This is a genomic window from Pseudomonas palleroniana, from assembly GCF_003031675.1.
Taxonomy (GTDB): Bacteria; Pseudomonadota; Gammaproteobacteria; order Pseudomonadales; family Pseudomonadaceae; genus Aquipseudomonas; species Aquipseudomonas palleroniana.
In genome coordinates this window covers 98,712-123,159 of sequence record NZ_PYWX01000029.1, presented here as the reverse complement: position 1 = coordinate 123,159, position 24,448 = coordinate 98,712, and the positions used below count along the sequence as shown (strand labels likewise).

Sequence of the window (24,448 nt, the reverse complement as noted above, 5' to 3'; positions counted from 1 at the left end):
GGGGATAAATGTGGCCAAAGACTTTGACCGTAATTCGCCCGCTAATGGCGCATCAGGCTGGGCGCGACCCCACTCCAGCGCATAAACGCGTGGCGAAAACTTGCGGTCTCGCTGAAACCCAATTGTTCGGCGATCTTGTAAATGGGCCATTGCCCTTGTGCCAGCCATTGCTTGGCCTGCTCAAAGCGCAGCTCGTCGAGTAATTGCTGGTAGCTGCAACCTAGCGCATGCAGGTGCCGGCGCAGCGTCCGTGCGGAACAGTTCATCTGCGCCGCCAAGCCGTCCAGGCCGGGCGCGGCGTGCAGTTGCTCGGCCAGCAACTGGCGCACGCGGTTGAGCCAGGCCTGGCGCCCGGTGAATTCGGAGTTCTGTTTGCGGCAGCGTTCGGCCATCGCCCGATGGGTGATGGCATCGGCCAGGGGCAAGGGTTGTTGCAACCACTGGGCGTCGAACGCAAAGCCGTTGTGCCGTGCGTCAAACTGCAAAGGGCAGTCGAAACGCTCCGCGTATCGCGGGTGGTAAGCGGGTGCCGGGTAGTCGAAGCGCGCTTCACGCAACGGCAGCGGGCCGCCGAGCAAGTCATCGCAAATGACTTTCATCGACACCAGGCAAAACTCCACATTGAACGCCGCCAGCGCGGGATTTTCCCGATAGTCGCCGGCGGTCAGCCAAATCTGTTCGCCGTCTTCCACCAGGCTGAGTTCAAAAAGTGTTCCCAACAGCGCCGGGTAGCGTAGCGCCAGGCGCAAAGCGTCACCTAAGGTGGCACTCGTCAACAGCGCATAACCGAGCAGACCGTAGGACGACACGTGCATGCGCTGGCCCAGTTCCAGGCCAATGTCCTGGCGCAGGGCTACGGCATTGGCGCATACGCGCATCTCCTGGCAGGTGGTGATGCGCGTGTCGGCGCGGCGCAGGTCTGCTGTGCCAATGCCGCTGCCGGCCAGTAATACCTCGGCCGGCTGCCCCTGGTCCTTGAACGTCGCCAGGACCAGAGATACGGCGTTGAGAGTCGTGAGGTGTGAATGCAGCATGGGGGACACCCGCGCGAAGAAGTGGCACTGGCGCAGCAAATTGCATGCCGTGCCCCTGGTATCGATTAACGACTGGACTCGGATTTTGGGCGCTCGAAAAACAGCTCACGGGCTTGCTGCAGGCTGATCTCGCTGCGGTAAAAGGCAACGGCTTGTTTGTGGTTCAAGCCTTTGGGCGAGTCGGCGGCGGCGCCCAGGCTGTGCTCGGCTGGAGTCTTCAGGCGGGCAGATAACATGGACTTGTCCGGTGTCCAGTTCGCACTGTAGTGAAAGTGGGCATACCAGAGCACTTCGCGCGTCACGCGGTCGCTGATGGTGTACTCATCCAGATAGTCAGGCGTGTGGGACTTGATTCGACGGCGATTCACGGTTTTCTTGATGGCGATCGTATTGTGTTGTTTAAGCCACTGCACCCCTGTCACGGTAGGAGGAGACAACTTGAGCGCCCTTTGCACCAGCTGGTTACTTTGCTGATAGAGCTGGGCCAACGCGCTATCAATCGCTTTGATCACCTCGCTCGCGGGAAGCGCCATGGCGTCGCTCTCTGTGATGTTATGTTGAGTCAGTGCCTGCTCGATGGCATTGCTTGCCTTCTCCAATCGCTGTGCGTGCTGGTGGTACAGATACTCGATCCCAAAGGGCTCTCGATCGGCGAGGTTGCTGTGGGCACGGGCACGCGCTTGAAAGGCGGCCAGCCCATCGAGCAGTGTCTGGCCCTGATTGATGGCTAGCTGCAGATCCACCTCAGCCGGTTCGGCGGATGGGGACGGGGCCCTCTCGTGAAGCACCCAGACCGCCTTGGATTTTTCATGGTAAGTGGCGAGGATCTGATGGGTCAGCGGTGAGCGAATATCCACCAGGCCGGTTTCCAGCCCGACTTCGTTCAAGCGCGGCTCACCAATCAGCAGGCCACCGTAGCGAGTGTGGATAAACTGTTTCAACGGGCGTGGCGGGGTTGAGGGTGGGGTCGGTCGTCTCCTGAACTCTCCGCGCTCGGCACTCAATACCCCGAGGTTCCTCGCGGCGCGCCGCTGGAAGCCACTCAGCTCGCCGCGCAACTCCTGCAACTGGTCGGTGATGGCGTGCGTGGAGTACTCCACGGGAAAATCCTGCAGGCGTTCGTCCAGCAGTTGAAACTGCTCGACCAGGTTGCTCAAGGTGTCAAAGCGTTCATCCAGGCGTCGATCGCTGCGTTCCTCCAATGTATCGCGCAGGCATTGGATCGCGACATCCGCTGTGTCGATGATGTTGTCTATCTCCGACCAGGCCTCGGGAGCTGTCTGCAAGGTGTCCTTGGGCAGGCACAGGTTGCGGCTTAGCGACACGCGAATGGCCTTCAGGTCGTCAACGTTATAGACCGGCATCGAGCTCTTGAGGGTTTCCAGCAAAACGGCGCCGTCCCTGGCCAGGCTTTTAAGCTCCCGGAATCGGCCGTGCATGTATTCCAGCTGTACAAGCAATTCACCGGTCAGCTCGCGCATCTCGCGAAAATCTTCAATCGGACGCTCCATGGACACCACAGCCTGGCGTTGCAGCTGTTCATGCACGATGCGCCATTTGGGTGTGAAGCGCGAAAGGATTTCGCTCAGCGTAGCTTGGGTCAGTCGGGCCTGGGCCTTGATGTAACTCAAGGCTTTTGGCGCGTATTGCGCCGTGGGTTCGTGCACGTTCATTTCCTTGAGCATCTGCAAGGCCGTCTCGTATTCCGTGCGTTGGGTTTGCAGGGTCTGCAGATAAGTCTGGCGCAGCGCTTCAGTGGATGTGGAAGGCTGCGCATCCATCGCCTGGCGTGCGTTCTGCAACGCCTCCTGGTTGGCTTTTTTCTGGCTTTCGAATATTTCCAGCTGCCGACGTAGCTCCTCTGCTTTTTGTCGTGCCAGCGCGCGGGCTTTGGTGCTCATGAGTTTGGGGCTGCCTCCCCGAAGGCGCAGGCGCGTATCGATGAACCACTGACCCTTGCTGTTGTGAACCAGCGGAGGGCCAGTACGCGAAGGGTTTCGAGCGTCGACAATCAGCACGGTTTCGCCTTCATCCACTGTGACCTGGAACCAGCGTTCGCCTACTGGCGCATACCAATGCTGGCCGCCGCGATACAGGTCTTGCCATGGGCCTGCCTCGTGGTGCGCCTCGCCCAGGGTGTCAGGCTTGCTCACCTTGAAACTGTCCAACACGGTTGCCAGGCGCGGCAGTGCGCGATTGATTGCGCCGCTGACGATCAGGGGCTGGTCATGTACGGCGAGTGCCTCTGCCGAAATCGTCGGCTGTCGGCTGGTTGTCACCGGTTCCGGGGCGGCTGGTGGCCGTGGTGCGGGCATCGGTTCGTTGCGCACTGAACCCGCAGGGGCGCGGCGGCTGGCACTGTGCAAAGTGATGGCCATGCCGATGTTCAGCAGCAAGTCGGTAAGTGTGTTCCAGGTTGTGTCTTGTTCAGGGTGGGCGCGGGTCTCCACCACGTCTTGTAACTCATCCATGATCTGCCAGATCCAGGCGGCGATACCCACGGTACGCGCGAGGAATGGCAAGGCCAGATTGAAGGTCATCCAGCCGGTGCGTTTGAACGTGGCCCAGCGGGCTTCGGCATTGGACACCGATTGCCGGTCGGCGAGGGTGACCAGGGCATTGGCATTGGCGTGGTAGAGCGTCTTGAACTGGTCATCGGTGATTGTGGCCTGGTCCAGAAGCACCGGCCCGCCCATCGTCCAAACCTTGAAGGGGTCGACCATGAAATCGACCACGGCCCAGGGCGAGGGCAGGTCGCCAGGGAATACATAGCGGGCATAGTCAGTGCTCACCGTATCGGGCAGCCAGGCCAGTACGGATTCGCGCAGGTTTACTGATTGCTGCAGGGCATAGAGCAAGTTGCTGGGCGAAGGGAACTGCGACAGGGGGTTGTCGAGCAACGGCCGATACAACAGGCATGGACCGGCGGCCGGGTCCTGGGGACCGATCACGAACATATTGGCGACCTTATCCGGCGTTTTATCTCCTCGGCGAGTCGGCACAAATGCCAGTGGGCGGATCACGATGGGTTGGCCCTGCACTTGCCGGTCACTGGGCTCGGCGCGCATGACGGCTTTCACGTAGGCGTAGCCTTGCTCATCAATGGCGCTTTCGCCGCGTATCTTGCATTGCAATGCCAGCAACGGCAGTTGAATGCGCAGGTGCTCGGCATAGAGCCGCTGGCGTCGGTCGGCCTCCTGTGGGTGCTCCAGCAGTTTTTCCTTGATCAACGCCGGGTAGGTATTCCCGACGTCCACCCGGCTGATCAGGCGTTCCAGGTAGTTGACGGTTAACCATTGCGGCAGCACGAGCGTGACGTGATAACGCAGGGACTTGTTCCCTAATGGCAGAGCGATCAAGTTCTGCAAGGCAAGCTCCGGCAGGGTGAATGCTGTGGTTTCTATTTTTCCGGGGACGGTGAACAGCCCCCAGACCACAGGGCTGCGCACCACGATTTCGAGGTCATCGAGCCACCGCGCATCAGCGTCGGGGTGATCCTTGAGCATTTCGGCTTTCAGCCGTTCAAGCGTGTACGCGTGAAGAGAGCTGATGCCTTCGTCATAGCTGCGGCCTTCGTTGGCACTGTGCAGGGTTGCCAGGTCCTTGAGGTGTCGGGCATAGGCATCCTGGTCAGAGATGGAGGCGCTGGTCAGCCAGTCGGGAAGAGCGTGTACGTATTCCTGCAAGGGCCGTGCGCTGCGTTTGGAACGCGGTGCCGGCGGCTGCGCGGGGTTGTTGCGAGGTGCATCCGGCGTGCCCAGATCAGAAACGTCGATGGCGCCGATATCCTTGACCTGGATGCTGATCAACGCGCAGGCCAGATAATCGAAAAAATCTCCTTCCGGTTCGACGAGGCGCCACCGCTGCTCTTTATTGGCTACCGTCAGCAGTGGCAGGTCTTGACCCAGTGCTTCCAGTGAATGGTATTTCTTGAAACCCGAAAACAATGACTGGGTGAGGATGACTTCGGCCCCCTGCTGTTTGCCAATCAGGACGCTGATCAAGTAATCATCCACATGGTTGGTCTTGCCCTCGGCATCGACTTCGTCGATATCAATCACATAAGCGCGAGGGGCATCGAAGGTCTCCCGCTTGCGTGTCGCGGCATCCGGCGTCTGGAACAGTTGACGCGCCATGAAGCAATCGTCTTCCGTCAAGCCAGGCACCTGGTTGATGTTCCAGAAGTCGCGCAAGATCATCGACAAGCTGTGCCAACGTGAACCACCGCTGTTCTCGATGCTGTTCCAATAGTCCAATTGCGCTTGTTGATAAGCCCGCAACATTATCGGGGCGAGGGTGTTCATCGCACCGGCGATATCGAGGATACGCACCGGTAGGTGCACGGCAGGCTCAATGATCGGTAGCTGGGCCAAAAAGTGTTGGCCTTCGAGGTAGAGCATCGGCAGGGCGAACACCGACTGCACCACGAGAATATCGGTGAGCACCGCATAAACACGGCCAGTGGGGATGACCTGGCCATCCTCGACATCCCATGATGGGGTGCCAACCACGATCATGTTCGGGTCCATATCCCAATCGGGATACAGCGTTTTCAACTGGGCGCGCAGCATGGTTGCGGCCACTTCGCGAAACGCGGGGCCGGTACACATTTGCGCAATCAGCGCATCAAGCAGATCTGGGTCGGGCTCGGTGGAGAGAGATAGAGGCATGGCGCTTCCTGACAGGCGAGATAATGGCAACCGCTCCGGAAAAACCGGAGCGTCGCCATGCTAGGAAGCATCGCGTCAGGAGCGGTGGTGCTTATATACGATGGGGGCCAGCCCTCAGCGCAATTCGCCGCAGAGGTCCAGTTCCACCAGGCGACGGACTTCGCACGCCTCGAGCCCGGCACCGATCAGTGCATTGAGCTTGCCGAATGCCGCCTCACGGGTCATGCCGCCGCCGGACAACACGCCGACGCCACGCAGGCGGCTGCCGGCTTCGTAGACATCCAGCTCCACGCCGCCTTCATGGCATTGAGTGATGGCCACGACCACGATTGCTTTGTCCTGTGCCCGTTGCAGGCTGGCCAGGAACGCAGGATTGTCACTGGGCCCGGTGCCGCTGCCGAAGCACTCGAGGATCAGTGCCTGGATACCGCTATCGATCAGCGCATCCAGTTGCACGGCCGCGATGCCCGGCACCAGCGGCAACACTCCAATGTTGGCCAGGGCCTTGGGCTGACGAAAATCCAGGGCCGCCGGAATGTCACTGGCCCGGGCCACGCCGCTATTGCGCTGCAACGCGGCAAACGGGTGGCGACCAAAGCTGCGGATCTTCGCGCAACGGGTCGGCGCCATCAGCGCGCCGTGGAAATACAGATGAACGCCGGGCGCCAGGCCTTCGCCCAAGGCTGCCAGCGCACCGCTGACGTTTTCCCAGGCATCGCTGTCCGGCACGCCGGCCGGCAGCATGGAGCCGGTGAACACCACGGGGGCCGGCAGCCCCAGCAGTTGGAAGCTCATCGCCGCCGCGCTGTAGGCCAGGGTGTCGGTGCCGTGCAGGATCAGCACGGCGTCGCAGCCGGCGTCCACTGCCTCGACCACGGCGGTGCGCAGGCGCTGCCAGTAAGCGGGGGTCATATTGGCGCTGTCGATCAGCGGGGACATTTCCCGGAAGCGCCAAGCAGGCAATGGCTGGTTGCAAAGCTGTTCGCGCATGCGCGCTTCGAAACCGGATGCGGGCGCCAGGCCATTGGCGCTGGCCTGCATGCCGATGGTGCCGCCGGTGTAGAGCACCATCACGTTGTTAGCTGATTGCATCAAGAAATCTCCTGAACGAAAAACGCCGCCGGGCCCAGAGCATGCCCAAGGCCGGGCGGCGTGTCATCTATCGGCTCTTATTACGCTTGGCGCTGCGCTTGAGCATTCAGTTCAGCCGCCGGGGCACTGTCCGGTTTCACCGGATTGGCCGGCCAGGCCTTGGGGTCCAGATCCAGATCAGGGAACTGGCTGGAATCGAACACCGGCGTCTTGATGCCCGCTGCACGCTGATTGTCGTAGTCGTTCAGGATGCGCATGGCGATCTTGAACAGGAACGCCAGGGCGAACAGGTTGACGAACGCCAGCAGGGTCATGGTGATGTCGGCGAAGGCGAATACTGTGCTCAGGTTCTCGATCGAGCCCCAGAAAATCAGCACCAGCACCAGTGTGCGGTAGCCCATCAGCACCTTGCGGTTGTTGCCGACCAGGAAGCGCAGGTTACTTTCGCCGAGGTAGTAGTTGTACATGATCGATGTGAACACGAACAACGCCAGGGCTACCGAGATGAACATGCGACCCCAGTCACCCACTACAGCCGCCAGGGAGTTCTGGGTCAGGGCAATGCCGTCGCCTTCAAAGCCTGGGGTGTAGAAACCGGAGAGCAGGATCAGCAGCGCGGTGCAGGTGCAGATCACGAATGTGTCGAGGAACACGCTGAACGCCTGGACCACGCCCTGGGCAATCGGGTGTTCTACCGAAGCCACTGCCGCCACGTTAGGCGCGCTGCCCAGACCGGCTTCGTTGGCGAACACGCCGCGCTTCACACCCATGATGATTGCGCTGCCCACCAGGCCACCGAAGGCTTGGTCGAGGCCGAAGGCGCTCTTGACGATGGTCGCGAGCATGGCCGGCACGTGGTCGAACTGCAGCACGATCACGTACAGGGTTACAGCGATGTAGACCAGGGTCTTGACCGGCACCAGCAGGTCGGCAATCGAGGCGATTCGCTTGATCCCGCCGATGAACACCAGGCCCAGCAATACCGCGAGGGCAAGGCCGGTGTAGGTGGTGTCGAGGCCGAAAGCATTGTTCAGCGAGTGGGTCACGGCATGGGCTTGCAGGCCGTTGAAGGCAAAGCCGAAGGTGACCAGCAGCAGGAACGCCATCAGCATGCCCAGCCAGCGTTTTTGCAGGCCGTGCTGGATGTAGTAAGCCGGACCGCCACGGAAGGTGCCTTCGGCGTCAGTGCGCTTGTACAACTGACCGAGAGAGCACTCGATAAAGCTCGAAGACATGCCCACCAATGCGGTGACCCACATCCAGAACACGGCGCCCGGGCCACCCAGGGTCACGGCAATACCGACACCGGCGATGTTACCGGCACCGACACGGCCGGCCAGGCTGAGCATCAGCGCCTGGAACGAGCTGAGTTGGTCGGAGCTGTTTTTCAGGCTGTCGCGAAACACCGAAAACATGTGGAAAAAGTGACGTAATTGAACGAAACGCGAGCGGATCGTGAAATAACCGCCGAGCCCGACAATGAGCACGATCAGTACTTTCCCTGAGAGGAAGTCGTTGATGACTTCGAGCATGGAGTGTTCCTCGCTGATTTTTCTAATGGCAAACGCAGGACGGTCCGGGCCTTCGCATAGCACCAGGCAGTGCGCGACGGTTCGATCCCAATCCTTTTGCGGGTGTTGTTATTCATGCGCTTTCGCGTTGCTTCGGGCCTCGTATCGATGGCCGTAGACGCGAAGAGGGGCGGCACTATACCTAGGCGAGCGGGATCCGTCTGCACGAGACGATTAAAGGTTTCAGCCGCGTGTCGGCTGGCAAGGAGGGTTTACAGGGCGATATTGGAGTTTTTATGGGCATCATTTCACAACCTTGAGACAAAAAAAGGGCCTGAAGAACGAGCCTTCAGGCCCTCAAAAGGTGAGAGGTGTCTAGTCCCTCAGCCTGGTGAGCGGTGCAACAGACACTTAGGCCTTCAAGGGGACCAAGCGTGGAGCAATCATGTTTTCGGGGCGCAGGATGTCGTCGAGCATGGCATCGTCGAGCAAGCCTTCCTCGCGCACCAATTCCAGCACGCCGCGGCCGCTTTCAAGGGCGACACGGGCGATACGGGTGGCGTTTTCGTAGCCGATATACGGGTTCAGCGCGGTGACCAGGCCGATGGAGTGCTCCACCAGCTCGCGGCAACGGGCTTCGTTGGCGGTGATGCCGGTGATGCAGTGTTCGCGCAGCATGTCCATGGCGCGTTGCAGCAGGCGGATCGAGTCGAAGATCTTGAACGCGATCAGCGGCTCCATCACGTTCAGCTGCAGTTGGCCGCCTTCGGCTGCCATGGTCAGTGCCAGGTCGTTACCGATCACTTGGAACGCTACCTGGTTCACGGCTTCCGGGATCACCGGGTTGACCTTGCCGGGCATGATCGAGCTGCCTGGCTGGCGTGCCGGCAGGTTGATTTCGTTGATGCCGGTACGCGGGCCGCTGGACAACAGGCGCAGGTCGTTGCAGATCTTCGACAGCTTCACCGCGGTACGCTTGAGCATGCCGGAGAACAGTACGAAGGCGCCCATGTCGGAAGTGGCTTCGATCAGGTCGGCGGCCGGTACGACCGGCTGACCGCTGATCACGGCCAGGCGTTGTACCGCCAGGGCCTGATAGCGTGGGTCGGCGTTGATGCCGGTGCCGATGGCGGTGCCGCCCAGGTTGACTTCGGTGAGCAGTTCCGGCGCCAGGGTTTTCAGGCGGGCCAGGTCTTCACCCAGGGTGGTGGCGAAGGCGCGGAATTCCTGGCCGAGGGTCATCGGCACGGCGTCTTGCAGTTGGGTACGGCCCATTTTCAGGACGTGGCTGAATTCTTCACCCTTGGCGGCGAACGCCTGGATCAGGCTGTCGAGACTGGCCAGCAGCGCATCATGACCCAGCAGCAGACCCAGGCGGATCGCGGTCGGGTAGGCGTCGTTGGTCGACTGCGCCATGTTCACGTCGTTGTTAGGGTGCAGGTACTGGTACTCGCCCTTGTTGTGGCCCATGGCCTCCAACGCGATGTTGGCGATGACTTCGTTGGCATTCATGTTGGTTGAAGTGCCGGCGCCGCCTTGAATCATGTCCACCACGAACTCTTCGTGGAAATCGCCGCGGATCAGACGGGCACAGGCTTCGCTGATGGCAGCGTGCTTGGCTTCGCTGAGCTGACCCAGCTCGCGGTTGGCGTCAGCCGCCGCTTGCTTGACCATTGCCAGACCGACCACCAATTTCGGGTAATGCGAAATCGGAACGCCCGAGAGGCGGAAGTTATTCACCGCTCGCAGGGTCTGGATGCCGTAATACGCTTGGGCGGGTACTTCGAGTACGCCAAGCAGGTCTTTTTCGGTACGGAAAGATGCAGCGGAGGACATGACGGAAATCATCTCGATATGGACCCGGAACTGGCCGGAACGCTGCGAATGCTAGGCTTCCATAAGTTTTTGGGCCAATGCTGTTCAGCACTGACCCATGCACAAACGGCATAATGTGGATGTGACCCAGCTATGATGGCGGGCGTGTGTGCCAAAATGGTGCATACCCGTGGGAGGAAGTGATGAACCTTGAGAGCAAATGGCTGGAAGACTTCAGTGCCCTGGCGGCAACTCGCAGTTTTTCCCAGGCGGCGGAGCGGCGCTTTGTGACCCAGCCGGCGTTCAGTCGCCGTATCCGCAGCCTGGAAGCCGCGCTGGGCCTGACCCTGGTCAACCGCTCGCGTACGCCGGTGGAACTGACGGCGGCGGGGCAGTTGTTCCTGGTCACCGCGCGTACGGTGGTCGAACAGCTCGGGGAAGTGCTGCGCCATCTGCATCACCTGGAAGGCGGGCAGGGTGAGGTCATGCAAGTGGCAGCGGCCCATTCCCTGGCCTTGGGCTTCTTCCCGCGCTGGATTGCGCAATTGCGCAACGAAGGCTTGAACATTGCCACGCGGCTGGTCGCCACCAACGTCGGCGACGCGGTGCACGCCCTGCGCGAGGGTGGCTGCGATCTGATGTTGGCGTTCTACGACCCGGACGCGGCGATGCAGATGGATGCCGAAATCTTCCCCTCGCTGCATCTGGGCAACACCGAAATGCTCCCGGTCTGCGCCGCCGACGCCGAGGGCAAGCCACTGTTCGACCTGGAGGGCGAAGCCAGCGTGCCGTTGCTGGCCTACAGCGCCGGTGCTTTCCTGGGCCGTTCGGTGCACCTGCTGCTGCGCCAGCGCGCGCTGCGCTTTACGACGGTGTATGAAACCGCCATGGCCGATAGCCTCAAGAGCATGGCCCTGGAAGGCTTGGGCATCGCCTGGGTACCGCAACTGAGCGTACGGGCGGAATTGGCCCGGGGCGAACTGGTTGTGTGCGGCGGCCCGCAATGGCATGTGCCGCTGGAGATCCGTCTGTATCGCTGCGCGTTGGTGCGCAAGGCGAACGTGCGGCTGCTGTGGCGCAAGCTGGAGGGGGGAGCGGCGCAGAATGCCTGAGACCAGAACTGTTCAAATGTGGGAGGGGCCTGGCATGACGGGGTGTCAGGTACTTATTTGTCACTGATACGCCGCTATCGGGAGCAAGCCCCCTCCCACAGGGTTTTGCGGTGTCTTGGACTGACTCTTAAGTCAATAAAACCGCTGGTTTGCGCCGCAAGACAGATGGTCATTCCAGGGGCTGTTTATCTGCATTATTACGGTATACTGCGCGGCCTTCGGCCGGTCCAATCGGCCTGAATTTCGTACAACAAGCCACGCCGGTCTCCCGCGTGGCTTGTTGTTTTTTGACGCGCCCGCGGGCGCCCAGAGAGAAGAGGCACGACGATGAGTGCATTGGTTGGCGTGATCATGGGCTCCAAGTCCGATTGGTCCACCCTTAGCCACACCGCCGATATGCTGGAAAAACTCGGCATTCCCTACGAAGTGAAAGTGGTCTCCGCCCACCGCACTCCGGATTTGCTGTTCCAGTATGCCGATGAAGCAGAATCCCGTGGCATCGAGGTGATCATCGCCGGTGCCGGTGGTGCAGCCCACCTGCCGGGCATGTGTGCGGCCAAGACCCACCTGCCGGTGCTCGGCGTACCGGTGCAGTCGTCGATGCTCTCGGGCGTGGACTCGCTGCTGTCCATCGTACAGATGCCGGCCGGTGTTCCGGTGGCGACCCTGGCGATCGGCAAGGCCGGTGCGATCAACGCAGCCTTGCTGTCCGCCAGCATCCTGGGCGCCAAGCACCCGCAATTCCATGCGGTGCTGAAAAAATTCCGTGCTGAACAGACAGACAGCGTGCTGGACAATCCAGACCCACGTATCGCCTGAGGTTGTTGACGATGAAGATCGGTGTAATCGGTGGCGGCCAATTGGGCCGCATGCTGGCCCTGGCGGGAACGCCGCTGGGAATGGACTTCGCTTTCCTGGACCCGGCGCCGGACGCTTGCGCGGCCGCTCTTGGTGAGCACTTGCGCGCAGACTACAGCGACCCGGACCACCTGCGCCAACTGGCTGACGAAGTCGATCTGGTGACCTTCGAGTTCGAAAGCGTCCCGGCCGAAACCGTGGCCTTCCTGTCGCAGTTCGTACCGGTGTACCCGAGCGCCGAAGCGCTGCGTATCGCTCGCGACCGCTGGTTCGAGAAAAGCATGTTCAAGGACCTGGGCATTCCGACCCCGGCCTTCGCCGACATTCAATCCCAGGCGGACCTGGACGCTGCCGTCGCCAGCATCGGCCTGCCGGCCGTGCTGAAAACCCGTACCCTGGGTTACGACGGCAAGGGCCAGAAAGTCCTGCGTACCGAGGCTGATGTGGTCGGCACCTTTGCCGAGCTGGGCAGCGTTGGCTGTCTGCTGGAAGGCTTCGTGCCGTTCACCGGTGAAGTCTCGCTGATCGCCGTGCGGGCCCGTGATGGTGAAACCCGCTTCTACCCGTTGGTGCACAACACTCACGACAGCGGCATCCTCAAATTGTCAGTGGCCAGCACTGACCACCCGCTGCAAGCCCTGGCCGAAGACTATTCCAGCCGCGTGCTCAAGCAGCTGGACTACGTTGGCGTAATGGCGTTCGAGTTCTTTGAAGTCGACGGTGGCCTCAAGGCCAACGAAATCGCGCCGCGTGTGCACAACTCCGGGCACTGGACCACCGAAGGCGCTGAGTGCAGCCAGTTCGAAAACCACCTGCGGGCGGTCGCCGGCTTGCCGCTGGGGTCTACGGCCAAGGTCGGCGAGAGCGCCATGCTGAACTTCATCGGCACGGTGCCTGCGGTTGAGCGAGTCATCGCTATCGACGACTGCCATCTGCATCACTACGGCAAGGCCTTCAAGGCGGGGCGCAAGGTCGGTCATGCCAACCTGCGCTGCAAGGATCGCGCAACGCTGCAAGCGCAGATCCTCAAGGTTGAAGCGCTGATCGCCGAACAATAAGCCCGGGGTCGGCGGGAACCATTTGGGGGTTGCCGTCCTCTGATTGCAGGATGCCAAAGCCTGCTAGGCTTTGGCATAGTTCACCTACATTCAGAGGGAAATGCCATGGGTATCATCGGAACCATCTTTATCGGCCTGATCGTCGGTCTGCTGGCGCGTTTCCTCAAGCCTGGCGACGACAGCATGGGTTGGATCATGACGATCCTGCTGGGTATTGCAGGTTCTCTGGTCGCCACCTACGGTGGTCAGGCCCTGGGCATCTACCAGGCGGGCCAAGGCGCAGGCTTCTTCGGTGCGTTGGTTGGCGCTGTCGTGCTGCTGGTTATCTACGGCCTGCTGAAAAAGAAATAATCCACGCGTTGAACCCTCTGCGCTGCGCAGGTGCAGAGGGTTAGAATGCTCGCCACTTTGTACTTGCCGAGCTTCCCCATGCGCCGACTTCTGTTAACGCTTCTCTTGCTGGGCTCCGGCCTGGCGCACGCTGGCGAACTGCCGGAAACCGACTGGCTCGACCTGATGCCGCTCTCGGATCAGAAAGCGCTCGAAGCCATGCCTGAAATCGACCACAACTCTCCCGAAGCACAAGGCACCTTCACCGACAAAGGTGGCTTGAAGCAGAGCAAAGGCTTGCCTGCGGTGATGTATTCGACCAAGACCGTGGCGGCCATGAACGGCAAGAACATCCGTATCGGCGGCTACCCCGTTCCGTTGGAAACCGACGCGAAGGGCCGCAGCACGTTGTTCTTCCTGGTGCCGTACCCGGGCGCCTGCATCCATGTGCCGCCACCACCGCCTAACCAGCTGGTGCTGGTGCGTTATCCCAAGGGGCTGAAGCTGGAGGATATCTACACGCCGCTATGGGTCACGGGCATGCTGAAGGTGGAGAAGGTGAATAACGACTTGGCGGATGCCGCCTATGCGCTGGATGCGGCGAAGGTGCGGGTCGTGAAAGAGTCGGATCTCTAAGCCACAACGCCTATCCCTGTGGGAGGGAGCAAGCCTCCTCTCACATGTTTTGTTTACAGGGTGATAGCGCTGAGGCTCACGCCCAAGGTGTGGCTTTCGCCGGGCGCCAGCTTCACCACATCATCCAGCACGTTGGCCGTCTCGATGCACAACATGCCCGGCCAGCCGTCGTCGGCCATGTCGTCCAGCGCTTTGGCGCGCTCGGTCCACGGGTTCCAGATCACCGTGGACCTGGAGCCCTCGGCGGTCAGCTGGATGCGGCGTTGCCAGTCTTTATCGACAATATTCAGCTGCGTCGGGGTATCGAGGTAGATGCGATCCGTCTCTGCAGTAAAGTGCAGCAGGCCGGATTGGGTTTTCTCGGCCCAACCGTCGGCAGTATCGATATACGCCAGGCCATCCAGGCCCTCGACCTGTACGTTTCGCACATCGCTGACAGCGAAGTAGGTGTGCAGTGCCTGGCTGAGGGTCACGGTGTCGGTGCCACGGTTATGGCTGGTCAGGCGGATATGCAGTTGGTCGTCCAGCAGCAGGCTCAACTTGAGGTCGACCTGATGGGGCCAGCCAGGGAAACCACCTGCCGGCGCCGGTAACACGAAGTCGACGCGCAGTGCATTGCCTTCGGCCTCGGCTGCGGCCAAGGTCCAGAGTGCGGTGCGCACAAAACCGTGAGCGCCAGCCGGCTGCTCGCTTTGACGCATCGCCTTCACGCTCTGCGGGTTGCGGTCGAATACACCAAACCACGGCCAGCACACCGGCACGCCGGTACGAATGCCTTTGCCTGTCTTGAACACCGCCTCAGGGTTCTGCCAGATCAGCGGCTGCTCGCCCTGGCGCTGATAACTGAAGATGTGCGCGCCCTGTTGGGCCACCATCAGTTCGGCGTCGTTGTGGCGGATGCGCCAGCAATCCAGCTCGTCCTGTTTCACGGCTTCAACGTGGGGCGTAGGCATGGCAATACTCTCAATGGGCAGGCAATGGGGCAATTGACCGTCAAAAAACGGCGAGGTTTAACGCGCGCGCGACGGTACCGAACGAGTACGGCCGCTGCCATCGATGGCGACGAAGACAAACACCGCCTCGGTGACCTTGCGCCATTCGCTGGACAGCGGGTCGTCGCTCCACACTTCGACCATCATCTGGATCGAGCTGCGGCCGATTTCCAGGGCCTGGGTATAGAAGGACAACTGCGCGCCCACGGCCACCGGCACCAGGAACGCCATGCGATCAATCGCCACGGTGGCCACGCGCCCACCTGCGACCTTGCTGGCCATGGCGGTGCCGGCCAAATCCATCTGTGCGACCAGCCAGCCGCCAAAGATGTCGCCAAAACCGTTGGTTTCACGCGGGAGCGCAGTGATTTGCAGAGCGAGATCGCCTTGCGGGATAGGATCTTCTTGTTCGAGTTCGATCATGCCGAGGGTGCCTCTGACCCGTGACGCTTCATGGGTATTTCAAGTGGATAGCCGTCTTCAAAAAAACGTTTCAGCACCAACATACACCGCTCAATGCGTTTCTCGTAAGGCGGACTAAAGGGAAACTCTGCCAAATCGGCTGGATGGCATCCAACAACGTTTTGGCACAGCAGCCCCTCAAGACAGCGGGTCTGGCGCTTGCAAGGGCCGAGTATATCGGGACGATTGCGCCGCGACGACCTCTCGACGCTCATTTGGTCGGCAATTAGCGTCTGTAATGCGGCTTTTTCCGGCAACTGTGCTTCTTATTGCGGTTAAAGCGTATGAACAAGGAATATTTCGCCCATTGAAGTGTTATTCGGCGGACGCTGTGCTTTTCCAAGCGATTTGCTATCTTGCCAAACCCGATGCAAGTCCCGGGCTTGCCGTTCTGATTACTATAAGAGAAGCCTTGCCATGTCCTCCGTGCCCGCAAGCAGTGCGCAACCTTCGCGCCCGCTGACCCGCAACGACTATAAAACGCTGTCGCTGTCTGCCTTGGGCGGGGCGCTGGAGTTCTACGACTTCATCATTTTCGTGTTTTTCGCCACCGTGGTTGGGAAACTGTTCTTCCCCGTCGACATGCCTGAATGGCTGCGCATGCTGCAGACTTTCGGCATCTTCGCCGCGGGCTACCTGGCACGCCCGCTGGGCGGCATCATCATGGCGCACTTCGGCGATTTGCTGGGCCGCAAGAAGATGTTCACCTTGAGTATCTTCATGATGGCCGTGCCGACCCTGATCATGGGGCTGCTGCCGACCTACGCGCAGATCGGCCTGTGGGCGCCGCTGCTGTTACTGCTGATGCGGATCATCCAGGGCGCCGCGATCGGTGGCGAAGTGCCGGGCGCCTGGGTGTTCGTCTCCGAGCACGTTCCGCCTCGGCACATCGGCTACGCCTGCGGCACCCTGACCAGCGGCCTCACCGCCGGTATCCTGCTGGGCTCGCTGGTGGCCACGGCCATCAACACGATCTACAGCCCGGAGCAGGTCGCCGATTACGCCTGGCGCATCCCGTTCCTGCTCGGTGGTGTGTTCGGGCTGCTGTCGGTATACCTGCGTCGTTGGCTGCATGAAACGCCGATCTTCGCCGAGATGCAGCAGCGCAAGGCCCTGGCCGCCGAGTTGCCATTACGCGCAGTATTGCGCGACCACCGTGGCGCCATCGTGCTGTCGATGCTGTTGACCTGGTTGCTGTCGGCCGGCGTTGTCGTGGTGATCCTGATGACCCCCACCGTGCTGCAAACCCTCTATCACTTCAGCCCGACCGTGGCCCTGCAGGCCAACAGCCTGGCCATCGTCACCCTGAGCCTGGGTTGCATTGCTTCCGGCGCCCTGGCCGATCGCTTCGGCGCCGGCCGCGTGTTGGTCAGCGGCTGCGCACTGCTGCTGGCGACCTCATGGACGCTGTATCACAGCCTGCTTGCCCATCCCGACTGGCTGTTCCCGCTGTATGCCCTGACCGGTCTGTTTGTCGGCACCATCGGCGTGGTGCCTTACGTGATGGTGAAAGCCTTCCCGCCAGTGGTGCGCTTTAGTGGGTTGTCATTTTCCTACAACGTCGCCTATGCCGTATTCGGTGGCCTGACGCCATTGGCGGTGTCGTTGCTGATGAAGGAAAGCCCGATGGGCCCGGCCTATTACGTTGCTGTCCTGTGTGTGATGGGAATGGCCGTGGGCGGATACCTGTGGAAGCGCGGGCGCTGAGCTATCGATGAGCCGGTGGCGAGCAGGCTCGCTCGCCACCGGTGTTCGAGCAACGATTACAGAGTGTTTCTGAAACAACTCCCCAAACGCTTCAACCTGCCTCGCAAACCCCGTTTTTGTTGAGTTTCTCCTTTCTGTCAGATTTTTCATGAATGCTGGCCTTTCATCTAATTGTCATATTCCAGACATAGAGTGTTCACACGGCCTACTGATACTTGGCCCCGATCCAACTATCCCTATCTGCTAGGAGCAAGGCATGAAACTGAAACGTTTGATGGCGGCAATGACTTTTGTCGCTGCTGGCGTTGCGACCGCCAACGCGGTGGCCGCTGGTGTTGATCCGGCAATTCCGGCGTACGTCAAGACCACTGGTGTGTCGGGCAACTTGTCCAGCGTCGGTTCCGATACCTTGGCCAACCTGATGACCCTGTGGGCCGAGGGTTACAAAAAGGAATACCCGAACGTCAACATCCAGATTCAAGCCGCCGGCTCCGCCACCGCGCCACCTGCGCTGACTGAAGGCACCTCCAACTTGGGCCCGATGAGCCGCAAGATGAAGGACACCGAACTGGCTGCCTTCGAGCAGAAGTACGGCTACAAGCCAACCGCTATCCCGGTTGCCGTGGATGCCCTGGCGGTCTTCGTACACAAGGACAACCCGATCCAGCACCTGACCATGGAACAAGTCGACGCGATCTTCTCCTCGACTCGTCTGTGCGGCGCTAAAGCCGACGTGAAAACCTGGGGTGACCTGGGCGTGACCGGCGACCTGGCCAACAAGCCAGTCCAGCTGTTCGGTCGTAACTCGGTATCCGGCACTTACGGCTACTTCAAAGAAGAAGCGCTGTGCAAAGGCGACTACAAGCCGAACGTGAACGAACAACCAGGCTCGGCTTCGGTCGTGCAGTCGATCAGCTCCTCGCTGAACGGCATCGGTTACTCGGGCATCGGCTACAAGACTGCAAGCGTGAAGACTGTTGCCCTGGCCAAGAAAGGCAGCACCGACTTCATCGAAGACAGCGAAGAAAACGCCCTGAACGGCAAATACCCGCTGTCGCGCTTCCTCTACGTCTACGTCAACAAAGCCCCGAACAAGCCTCTGGCACCGCTGGAAGCTGAGTTCGTGAAGCTTGTGTTGTCCAAGCAAGGCCAGGAAGTTGTCGTCAAGGACGGCTACATCCCACTGCCAGCCAAAGTTGCCGCCAAGGCCCTGGCTGACCTGGGCCTGAAAGAAGGCGCCAAGTAAGCCTTCGGTAAAGCCGCCTTGAACCGGGTTTGCTCCACGGTTCAAGGCCCAGGCGGGGTCGGTAAGACCTGGACCTCGCCTCTTAATTTCTGATCCGCTGCGAGCCCTGCTAGCGGCGGATTTCTTGCGTCACTGCATTGTCATCTTTCTGTCATACAGGATCGCTAGGGTGTGCGCATGAATGATCTGGCCAATTCCACCATGACGACGACTTCTCCCCCCAAGCGCATTGATTTCAATACGCCTGAACTGCAACGCAAGCGCCGCCTTCGCGCGCTCAAGGATCGCCTGACCCGTTGGTACGTACTGGTCGGCGGCCTCGCCGTCCTCGGCGCCATTACCCTGATTTTCTTCTTCCTTGCCTACGTTGTCGCGCCGCTGTTCCAAGGGGCTTCGCTGACCAAGGAAGATGCGTTGACGCCTGCATGGATGCAGGACGCCGGCAAGCCGCTGATGATCGCCATCGAAGAACAGAACCAAGTTGCCCTGCGGGTTTCCGACAAGGGCCAGGCGCTGTTCTTTGATGTACAGACCGGCGCCGAGCTCAAGCGTATCGACCTGCCGCTGCCGGCCGGCAGCCAAGTGGTGTCTATCGGTCGAGACCAGCCAGGCAGCCCGTTGGTGATCCTCGGCTTGTCCAATGGCCAGGCCCTCGTCTTCCGCCACACCTATAAGGTGTCTTACCCGGACGGCAAGAAAACTATCAACCCAGCCGTGGAATACCCCTACGGTGAAACGCCGATTGTCCTCGACGATCAAGGCCGCCCGCTGGAACACGTCGCTCTCAACGCTACCGACTCTTCGCTGGTGGTGGCCGGTTCCGCCGGTTCGTATTTGAACGTGCTGGGCCTGAGCCGCGAAGAAAACATGATGACCGGCGAAGTGACCAGCGAGCAGAAGCGCATCGAGCTGCCGCAAATGACTGAGCCGGTGAAGGCGATCTTCATCGACCCGCGCCAGCAATGGTTGTATGTGGTCAACGGTCGTGCCCTGGCCGACGTGTTCAGCCTGCGCGACAAGAGCCTCAATGGGCGCTATAAGCTGCTCGAAGACGGCACCGCCGAAATCACCGCCAGCACGCAATTGGTCGGTGGCATCTCGCTGATCGTCGGTGACTCGAAGGGCGGCCTGGCCCAGTGGTTCATGGCCCGCGACCCGGATGGCGAACAGCGCCTGAAACAGATCCGCACCTTCCAGATGGGCACTGCGCCGATCGTGGAAATCACTGCTGAAGAGCGTCGCAAAGGCTTCACCGCCCTCGACGCCTCCGGCAAGTTCGGCGTGTTCCACAGCACCGCGCACCGCACCCTGCTGGTGGACCCGGTGGTGGATGGGCAAGGCCTGTTCGGCCTGTCGCCGCGCGCCAATCAAGTGATCGTCGAAGCTGGCGGCAAGCTGCAGCCGCTGTTGCTGGACAACCCGCACCCGGAAGTGTCGTGGAGCGCGTTGTGGAGCAAAGTCTGGTACGAAAACTACGACGAGCCTAAATACGTCTGGCAATCGACCGCCGCCAACACCGACTTCGAACCCAAGATGAGCCTGGCACCGTTGACGTTCGGCACGCTGAAAGCCGCGTTCTACGCCATGTTGCTGGCCGCACCCCTGGCGGTTGCCGCAGCGATCTACACCGCTTACTTCATGGCCCCGAGCCTGCGCCGCAAGGTCAAGCCGGTGATCGAATTGATGGAAGCGATGCCGACGGTGATCCTCGGCTTCTTCGCCGGCCTGTTTCTGGCGCCGTATGTCGAAGGGCATCTGCCGGGGATTTTCAGCCTGCTGATGCTGCTGCCGATTGGCATCCTGGTTGCCGGTTTCATCTTCAGCCGCTTGCCTGAGTCGCTGCGCCTGCGGGTGCCGGATGGCTGGGAAAGCGCGATCCTGATCCCGGTGATCCTGTTCGTGGGCTGGCTCTCGCTGTATATGAGCCCATACCTGGAGACCTGGTTCTTCGGCGGCGACATGCGCATGTGGATCTCCCACGACCTGGGCATCACCTATGACCAGCGCAACGCCCTGGTCGTCGGCCTGGCCATGGGTTTTGCAGTGATCCCGAACATCTACTCCATCGCCGAAGATGCCGTATTCAGCGTGCCGCGCGGCCTGACCCTGGGCTCACTGGCCCTGGGCGCCACACCGTGGCAGACCATGACCCGCGTGGTCATCCTGACTGCAAGCCCGGGCATCTTCTCGGCGCTGATGATCGGCATGGGCCGTGCCGTCGGCGAGACCATGATCGTACTGATGGCCACTGGTAACACTCCGGTGATGGAAATGAACCTGTTCGAAGGCCTGCGCACCCTGGCAGCCAACGTCGCGGTGGAAATGCCGGAGTCGGAAGTAGGCGGCAGCCACTACCGCGTGCTGTTCCTCTCGGCGCTGGTGCTATTGCTGTTCACCTTCATCATGAACACCCTCGCCGAGCTGATCCGTCAGCGTCTGCGCAAGAAATACTCGTCGCTTTAAGAAAGGTAGAAGTCTGTGAAACAGAACTCCCTGAATGGATGGTTCAAGAGCGGCGCCCCCGGCGTCTGGATCAGCGGTGGCGCGGTGTCCATCGCGGTCATCATGACCATTGGCTTGCTGGCCGTGATTGCGGTGCGCGGCCTGGGTCATTTCTGGCCGGCTGACCTGATCCAGGCCAACTACAGCGTGCCCGGCCAGGAAAACCACATCGTCATCGGCGAAGTGGTGCAGAAGGAAGAAGTGCCCCGCGAGCGCCTGAAAAGCGCCGGCTTGCCGGTGCCTGACCAGGGCCCGGAATTCATGACCCGCGAGCTGATCAAGGTCGGCAACCGTGACCTGAACGGCAACGATTTCACCTGGATCGTCGGCGAGTGGTTGAAAGACCAGACCAAACCGGTCGAGCTGATGGCCATCGAGCGTCGTGAGTGGGGCAACTTCTACGGCACCCTGATCAACGTCAAACAGGATGGCAAGGTTGTCGCCGAAGGCGAGGCTGCGTGGCCTGAGCTGCAAGCCCGTGTCGAGCGCGTCAACAAGCTGGCTGCCCAGCTCAAGACCCTGGAGAAATCCGATATCGGCGCGATCAACGCCGGGTTGGAGCGCATCCGCCTGCACGGTCGCAAGCTGGAGCTGGAAGGCAAGCTCGACGCCACGGCTCAGGCCGATATGGAAGCGGGCCGTGCCGAGCTGAATAATCGCTATAAGGAGGTCGAGGCACGCCTGGCTGATCTGCACACCCAGTTCAACCGCGACAGCCTGACGGCTCGCGACGCCAACGGTAAGGAAGTGGAAATCGGCATTGGTAAAGTGGTACACGCCTACCAGCCGAACGCCATGGGTACCCTGACCAAGATCGGTTTCTACTTCAGCAAGGTCTGGGAATTCCTCAGCGACGACCCACGGGAAGCCAACACCGAAGGCGGGATTTTCCCGGCGATCTTCGGCACCGTGATGATGACCCTGATCATGGCGATGATCGTGACGCCGTTCGGTGTACTGGCGGCGGTTTACCTGCGTGAGTACGCCAAGCAGAACACTCTGACTCGCGTGATCCGCATCGCCGTGAACAACCTGGCGGGCGTCCCGGCCATCGTTTACGGCGTGTTCGGTCTCGGTTTCTTTGTGTACGTCCTGGGTGGCTCGGTCGACCGTCTGTTCTTCGCCGAAGCCCTGCCGGCCCCGACCTTCGGTACGCCGGGCCTGCTGTGGGCCTCGCTGACCCTGGCGCTGCTGGCCGTGCCGGTGGTGATCGTAGCCACCGAAGAAGGCTTGGCGCGGATCCCCCGCACCGTGCGTGAAGGTTCCCTGGCACTGGGCGCGACCAAGGCGGAAACGCTGTGGAAGATCGTGCTGCCGATGGCCAGCCCGGCGATGATGACCGGCATGATTCTCGCCGTGGCCCGTGCCGCTGGTGAGGTGGCTCCGCTGATGCTGGTGGGTGTGGTGAAACTGGCACCGTCGCTGCCGCTGGACGGCAACTACCCGTACCTGCACCTGGACCAGAAGATCATGCACCTGGGCTTCCATATCTATGACGTCGGCTTCCAGAGCCCCAACGTCGAGGCCGCGCGGCCACTGGTGTACGCCACGGCCCTGCTGCTGGTGCTGGTGATCGCCACGCTCAACCTGTCGGCAGTGTGGATTCGTAACCACCTGCGCGAAAAATACAAAGCACTGGATAGCTGATCCGAATTGACGCGGACTCAATGTGGGGGCGAGCAAGCCGCTTCCACACAACGAATTGGTAGCACAGGGAGCATCCCATGCAACACGAAACCCACACCCACGGCATCAACATGTCGGCCCTGGGTCGCGACAAGCAAAGCCTGAGCCTGGCCCAGGAAACCGTGGCCATCGAAGTGCCGGGCCTGAGCCTGTACTACGGCGAGAAACAGGCGCTGTTCGACGTCAGCATGAACATCCCCAAGCAACGCGTGACGGCTTTTATCGGCCCGTCCGGCTGCGGCAAGTCCACGCTGCTGCGTACGTTCAACCGCATGAACGACCTGGTGGACGGTTGCCGTGTGGACGGCGCCATCAACCTTTACGGCAGCAACATCTATCGTAAGGGCGAAGATGTGGCCGAGTTGCGTCGCCGCGTGGGCATGGTGTTCCAGAAGCCGAACCCGTTCCCCAAGACTATCTACGAAAACGTGGTCTACGGCCTGCGCATTCAGGGCATCAACAAAAAGCGCATCCTCGACGAAGCGGTGGAGTGGGCCTTGAAAGGCGCTGCGCTGTGGGATGAGGTCAAAGACCGCCTGCACGACTCGGCACTCGGCCTGTCCGGCGGCCAGCAGCAGCGTCTGGTGATCGCCCGTACCATCGCCGTGGAGCCGGAAGTGTTGCTGCTCGACGAACCTTGCTCGGCGCTCGACCCGATCTCGACCTTGAAGGTCGAAGAGCTGATCTACGAGCTCAAGTCCAAGTTCACCATCGTTATCGTGACTCACAACATGCAACAGGCGGCGCGGGTTTCCGACTACACCGCGTTCATGTACATGGGCAAGCTGGTGGAATTCGGCGACACCGATACGCTGTTCACCAATCCGGCGAAGAAGCAGACCGAAGACTACATCACCGGTCGCTACGGCTAGTATCCGGTGGTTTCGATTGCACTGAATGCTGCGGCTCTCCGCACCTTACCGGACGTTCCAAGGACGCCAACATGATTAGCAAAGAAGGTCTTACCCATCACATCTCCGCGCAGTTCAACGCCGAGCTTGAGGAAGTGCGCAGCCACCTCCTGGCGATGGGCGGGTTGGTGGAGAAGCAAGTCAACGACGCCGTCACCGCGCTGATCGAGGCCGACTCGGGCCTGGCCCAGCAAGTGCGCGAGATCGATGAACAGATCAACCAGATGGAACGCAATATCGACGAAGAATGCCTGCGGATCCTGGCGCGTCGCCAGCCGGCGGCATCCGACCTGCGTTTGATCATCAGCATTTCCAAGTCGGTGATTGACCTGGAGCGCATCGGAGACGAATCCACCAAGATCGCCCGTCGTGCCATTCAATTGTGTGAAGAAGGCGAAGCGCCGCGCGGTTACGTGGAAGTGCGCCATATCGGCGACCAGGTGCGCAACATGGTGCGCGATGCGCTCGACGCGTTTGCCCGCTTCGATGCCGAGTTGGCGTTGTCGGTGGCCCAGTACGACAAGGTCATCGACCGCGAGTACAAGACGGCGCTGCGCGAGCTGGCCACTTACATGATGGAAGATCCACGCTCTATCTCGCGGGTCTTGAACATCATTTGGGTGCTACGCTCCCTGGAGCGTATTGGCGACCACGCGCGCAATATCTCGGAACTGGTGATTTACCTGGTTCGCGGCACCGACGTGCGGCACATGGGCCTCAAGCGCATGAAAGCCGAAGTTGAAGGGACCGTTGATCAAAACCCTAATGTTCCCGGCGAACCTGACGATAAATAAGGTTGCCCGAGAAATTAACGCCCGGCCTTTGG

Annotated in this window: 18 protein-coding genes; 11 read left to right on the top strand and 7 right to left on the bottom strand. The window is 60.7% G+C overall.

Features of this window, described 5'->3' with window-relative positions:
* Positions 1 to 41: 41 nt before the first annotated feature.
* The 5 genes from C9383_RS09035 to aspA form a co-directional block, all read right to left on the bottom strand.
* Positions 42 to 1,034, bottom strand: coding sequence for an AraC family transcriptional regulator (locus tag C9383_RS09035; protein ID WP_090367903.1), 993 nt, complete (start codon positions 1,032 to 1,034; stop codon positions 42 to 44).
* Between the two features lie 65 nt (positions 1,035 to 1,099).
* A complete protein-coding gene (locus C9383_RS09030) occupies positions 1,100 to 5,704 on the bottom strand; it encodes a coiled-coil domain-containing protein (RefSeq protein WP_090367906.1) in 4,605 nt (1,534 codons plus the stop codon).
* A gap of 114 nt (positions 5,705 to 5,818) precedes the next feature.
* Positions 5,819 to 6,796 (bottom strand): asparaginase, encoded by a 978-nt coding sequence (locus C9383_RS09025; protein ID WP_090367908.1) that lies wholly within the window; start codon positions 6,794 to 6,796, stop codon positions 5,819 to 5,821.
* 80 nt (positions 6,797 to 6,876) lie between these two features.
* Entirely contained in the window at positions 6,877 to 8,328 is a 1,452-nt protein-coding gene (locus C9383_RS09020) for an alanine/glycine:cation symporter family protein (protein WP_090367910.1), read from the bottom strand.
* 390 nt (positions 8,329 to 8,718) lie between these two features.
* Entirely contained in the window at positions 8,719 to 10,143 is a 1,425-nt protein-coding gene (gene aspA, locus C9383_RS09015; protein WP_060756637.1) for an aspartate ammonia-lyase, read from the bottom strand.
* Positions 10,144 to 10,325: 182 nt separating this feature from the next.
* Here aspA and C9383_RS09010 point away from each other — a divergent pair, with 182 nt between their 5' ends.
* The 5 genes from C9383_RS09010 to C9383_RS08990 all read left to right on the top strand — a co-directional run bounded on the left by C9383_RS09010 (position 10,326) and on the right by C9383_RS08990 (position 14,116).
* The gene (locus C9383_RS09010) at positions 10,326 to 11,234 is read left to right on the top strand and encodes a LysR substrate-binding domain-containing protein (RefSeq protein ID WP_060756638.1); all 909 of its coding nucleotides are present in this window, start codon (positions 10,326 to 10,328) and stop codon (positions 11,232 to 11,234) included.
* Positions 11,235 to 11,561: 327 nt separating this feature from the next.
* A complete protein-coding gene (gene purE, locus C9383_RS09005) occupies positions 11,562 to 12,053 on the top strand; it encodes a 5-(carboxyamino)imidazole ribonucleotide mutase (protein WP_060756639.1) in 492 nt (163 codons plus the stop codon).
* 11 nt (positions 12,054 to 12,064) lie between these two features.
* Entirely contained in the window at positions 12,065 to 13,150 is a 1,086-nt protein-coding gene (locus tag C9383_RS09000; protein ID WP_060756640.1) for a 5-(carboxyamino)imidazole ribonucleotide synthase, read from the top strand.
* Between the two features lie 105 nt (positions 13,151 to 13,255).
* Entirely contained in the window at positions 13,256 to 13,501 is a 246-nt protein-coding gene (locus C9383_RS08995; RefSeq protein ID WP_060756641.1) for a GlsB/YeaQ/YmgE family stress response membrane protein, read from the top strand.
* Between the two features lie 78 nt (positions 13,502 to 13,579).
* Positions 13,580 to 14,116, top strand: coding sequence for a DUF3299 domain-containing protein (locus tag C9383_RS08990; protein WP_060756686.1), 537 nt, complete (start codon positions 13,580 to 13,582; stop codon positions 14,114 to 14,116).
* A 53-nt stretch (positions 14,117 to 14,169) separates the two neighbouring features.
* Here C9383_RS08990 and C9383_RS08985 read toward each other — a convergent pair whose 3' ends face one another.
* Both C9383_RS08985 and C9383_RS08980 read right to left on the bottom strand, forming a co-directional pair.
* Complete coding sequence (locus C9383_RS08985) at positions 14,170 to 15,069, bottom strand: D-hexose-6-phosphate mutarotase (RefSeq protein ID WP_090367912.1); 900 nt, start codon at positions 15,067 to 15,069, stop codon at positions 14,170 to 14,172.
* A gap of 57 nt (positions 15,070 to 15,126) precedes the next feature.
* The gene (locus C9383_RS08980; RefSeq protein WP_003176975.1) at positions 15,127 to 15,531 is read right to left on the bottom strand and encodes an acyl-CoA thioesterase; all 405 of its coding nucleotides are present in this window, start codon (positions 15,529 to 15,531) and stop codon (positions 15,127 to 15,129) included.
* Between the two features lie 456 nt (positions 15,532 to 15,987).
* On the opposite strand from C9383_RS08980, the gene C9383_RS08975 reads away from it, so the two are divergent.
* From C9383_RS08975 to phoU, 6 genes are all read left to right on the top strand, one after another.
* Positions 15,988 to 17,277 (top strand): MFS transporter, encoded by a 1,290-nt coding sequence (locus C9383_RS08975; protein WP_090367914.1) that lies wholly within the window; start codon positions 15,988 to 15,990, stop codon positions 17,275 to 17,277.
* A 256-nt stretch (positions 17,278 to 17,533) separates the two neighbouring features.
* Entirely contained in the window at positions 17,534 to 18,523 is a 990-nt protein-coding gene (locus tag C9383_RS08970) for a phosphate ABC transporter substrate-binding protein PstS (RefSeq protein WP_060756644.1), read from the top strand.
* A gap of 429 nt (positions 18,524 to 18,952) precedes the next feature.
* Positions 18,953 to 20,986 (top strand): ABC transporter permease subunit, encoded by a 2,034-nt coding sequence (locus tag C9383_RS08965; protein ID WP_174554052.1) that lies wholly within the window; start codon positions 18,953 to 18,955, stop codon positions 20,984 to 20,986.
* Positions 20,987 to 21,001: 15 nt separating this feature from the next.
* Positions 21,002 to 22,672, top strand: coding sequence for a phosphate ABC transporter permease PstA (pstA, locus tag C9383_RS08960; RefSeq protein ID WP_060756646.1), 1,671 nt, complete (start codon positions 21,002 to 21,004; stop codon positions 22,670 to 22,672).
* 77 nt (positions 22,673 to 22,749) lie between these two features.
* Positions 22,750 to 23,583: a phosphate ABC transporter ATP-binding protein PstB gene (gene pstB, locus C9383_RS08955; RefSeq protein WP_060756647.1), complete on the top strand. Its 834-nt coding sequence runs from the start codon at positions 22,750 to 22,752 to the stop codon at positions 23,581 to 23,583.
* A gap of 71 nt (positions 23,584 to 23,654) precedes the next feature.
* Positions 23,655 to 24,416: a phosphate signaling complex protein PhoU gene (gene phoU / locus C9383_RS08950; RefSeq protein ID WP_060756648.1), complete on the top strand. Its 762-nt coding sequence runs from the start codon at positions 23,655 to 23,657 to the stop codon at positions 24,414 to 24,416.
* The last annotated feature ends 32 nt before the right edge of the window (positions 24,417 to 24,448 follow it).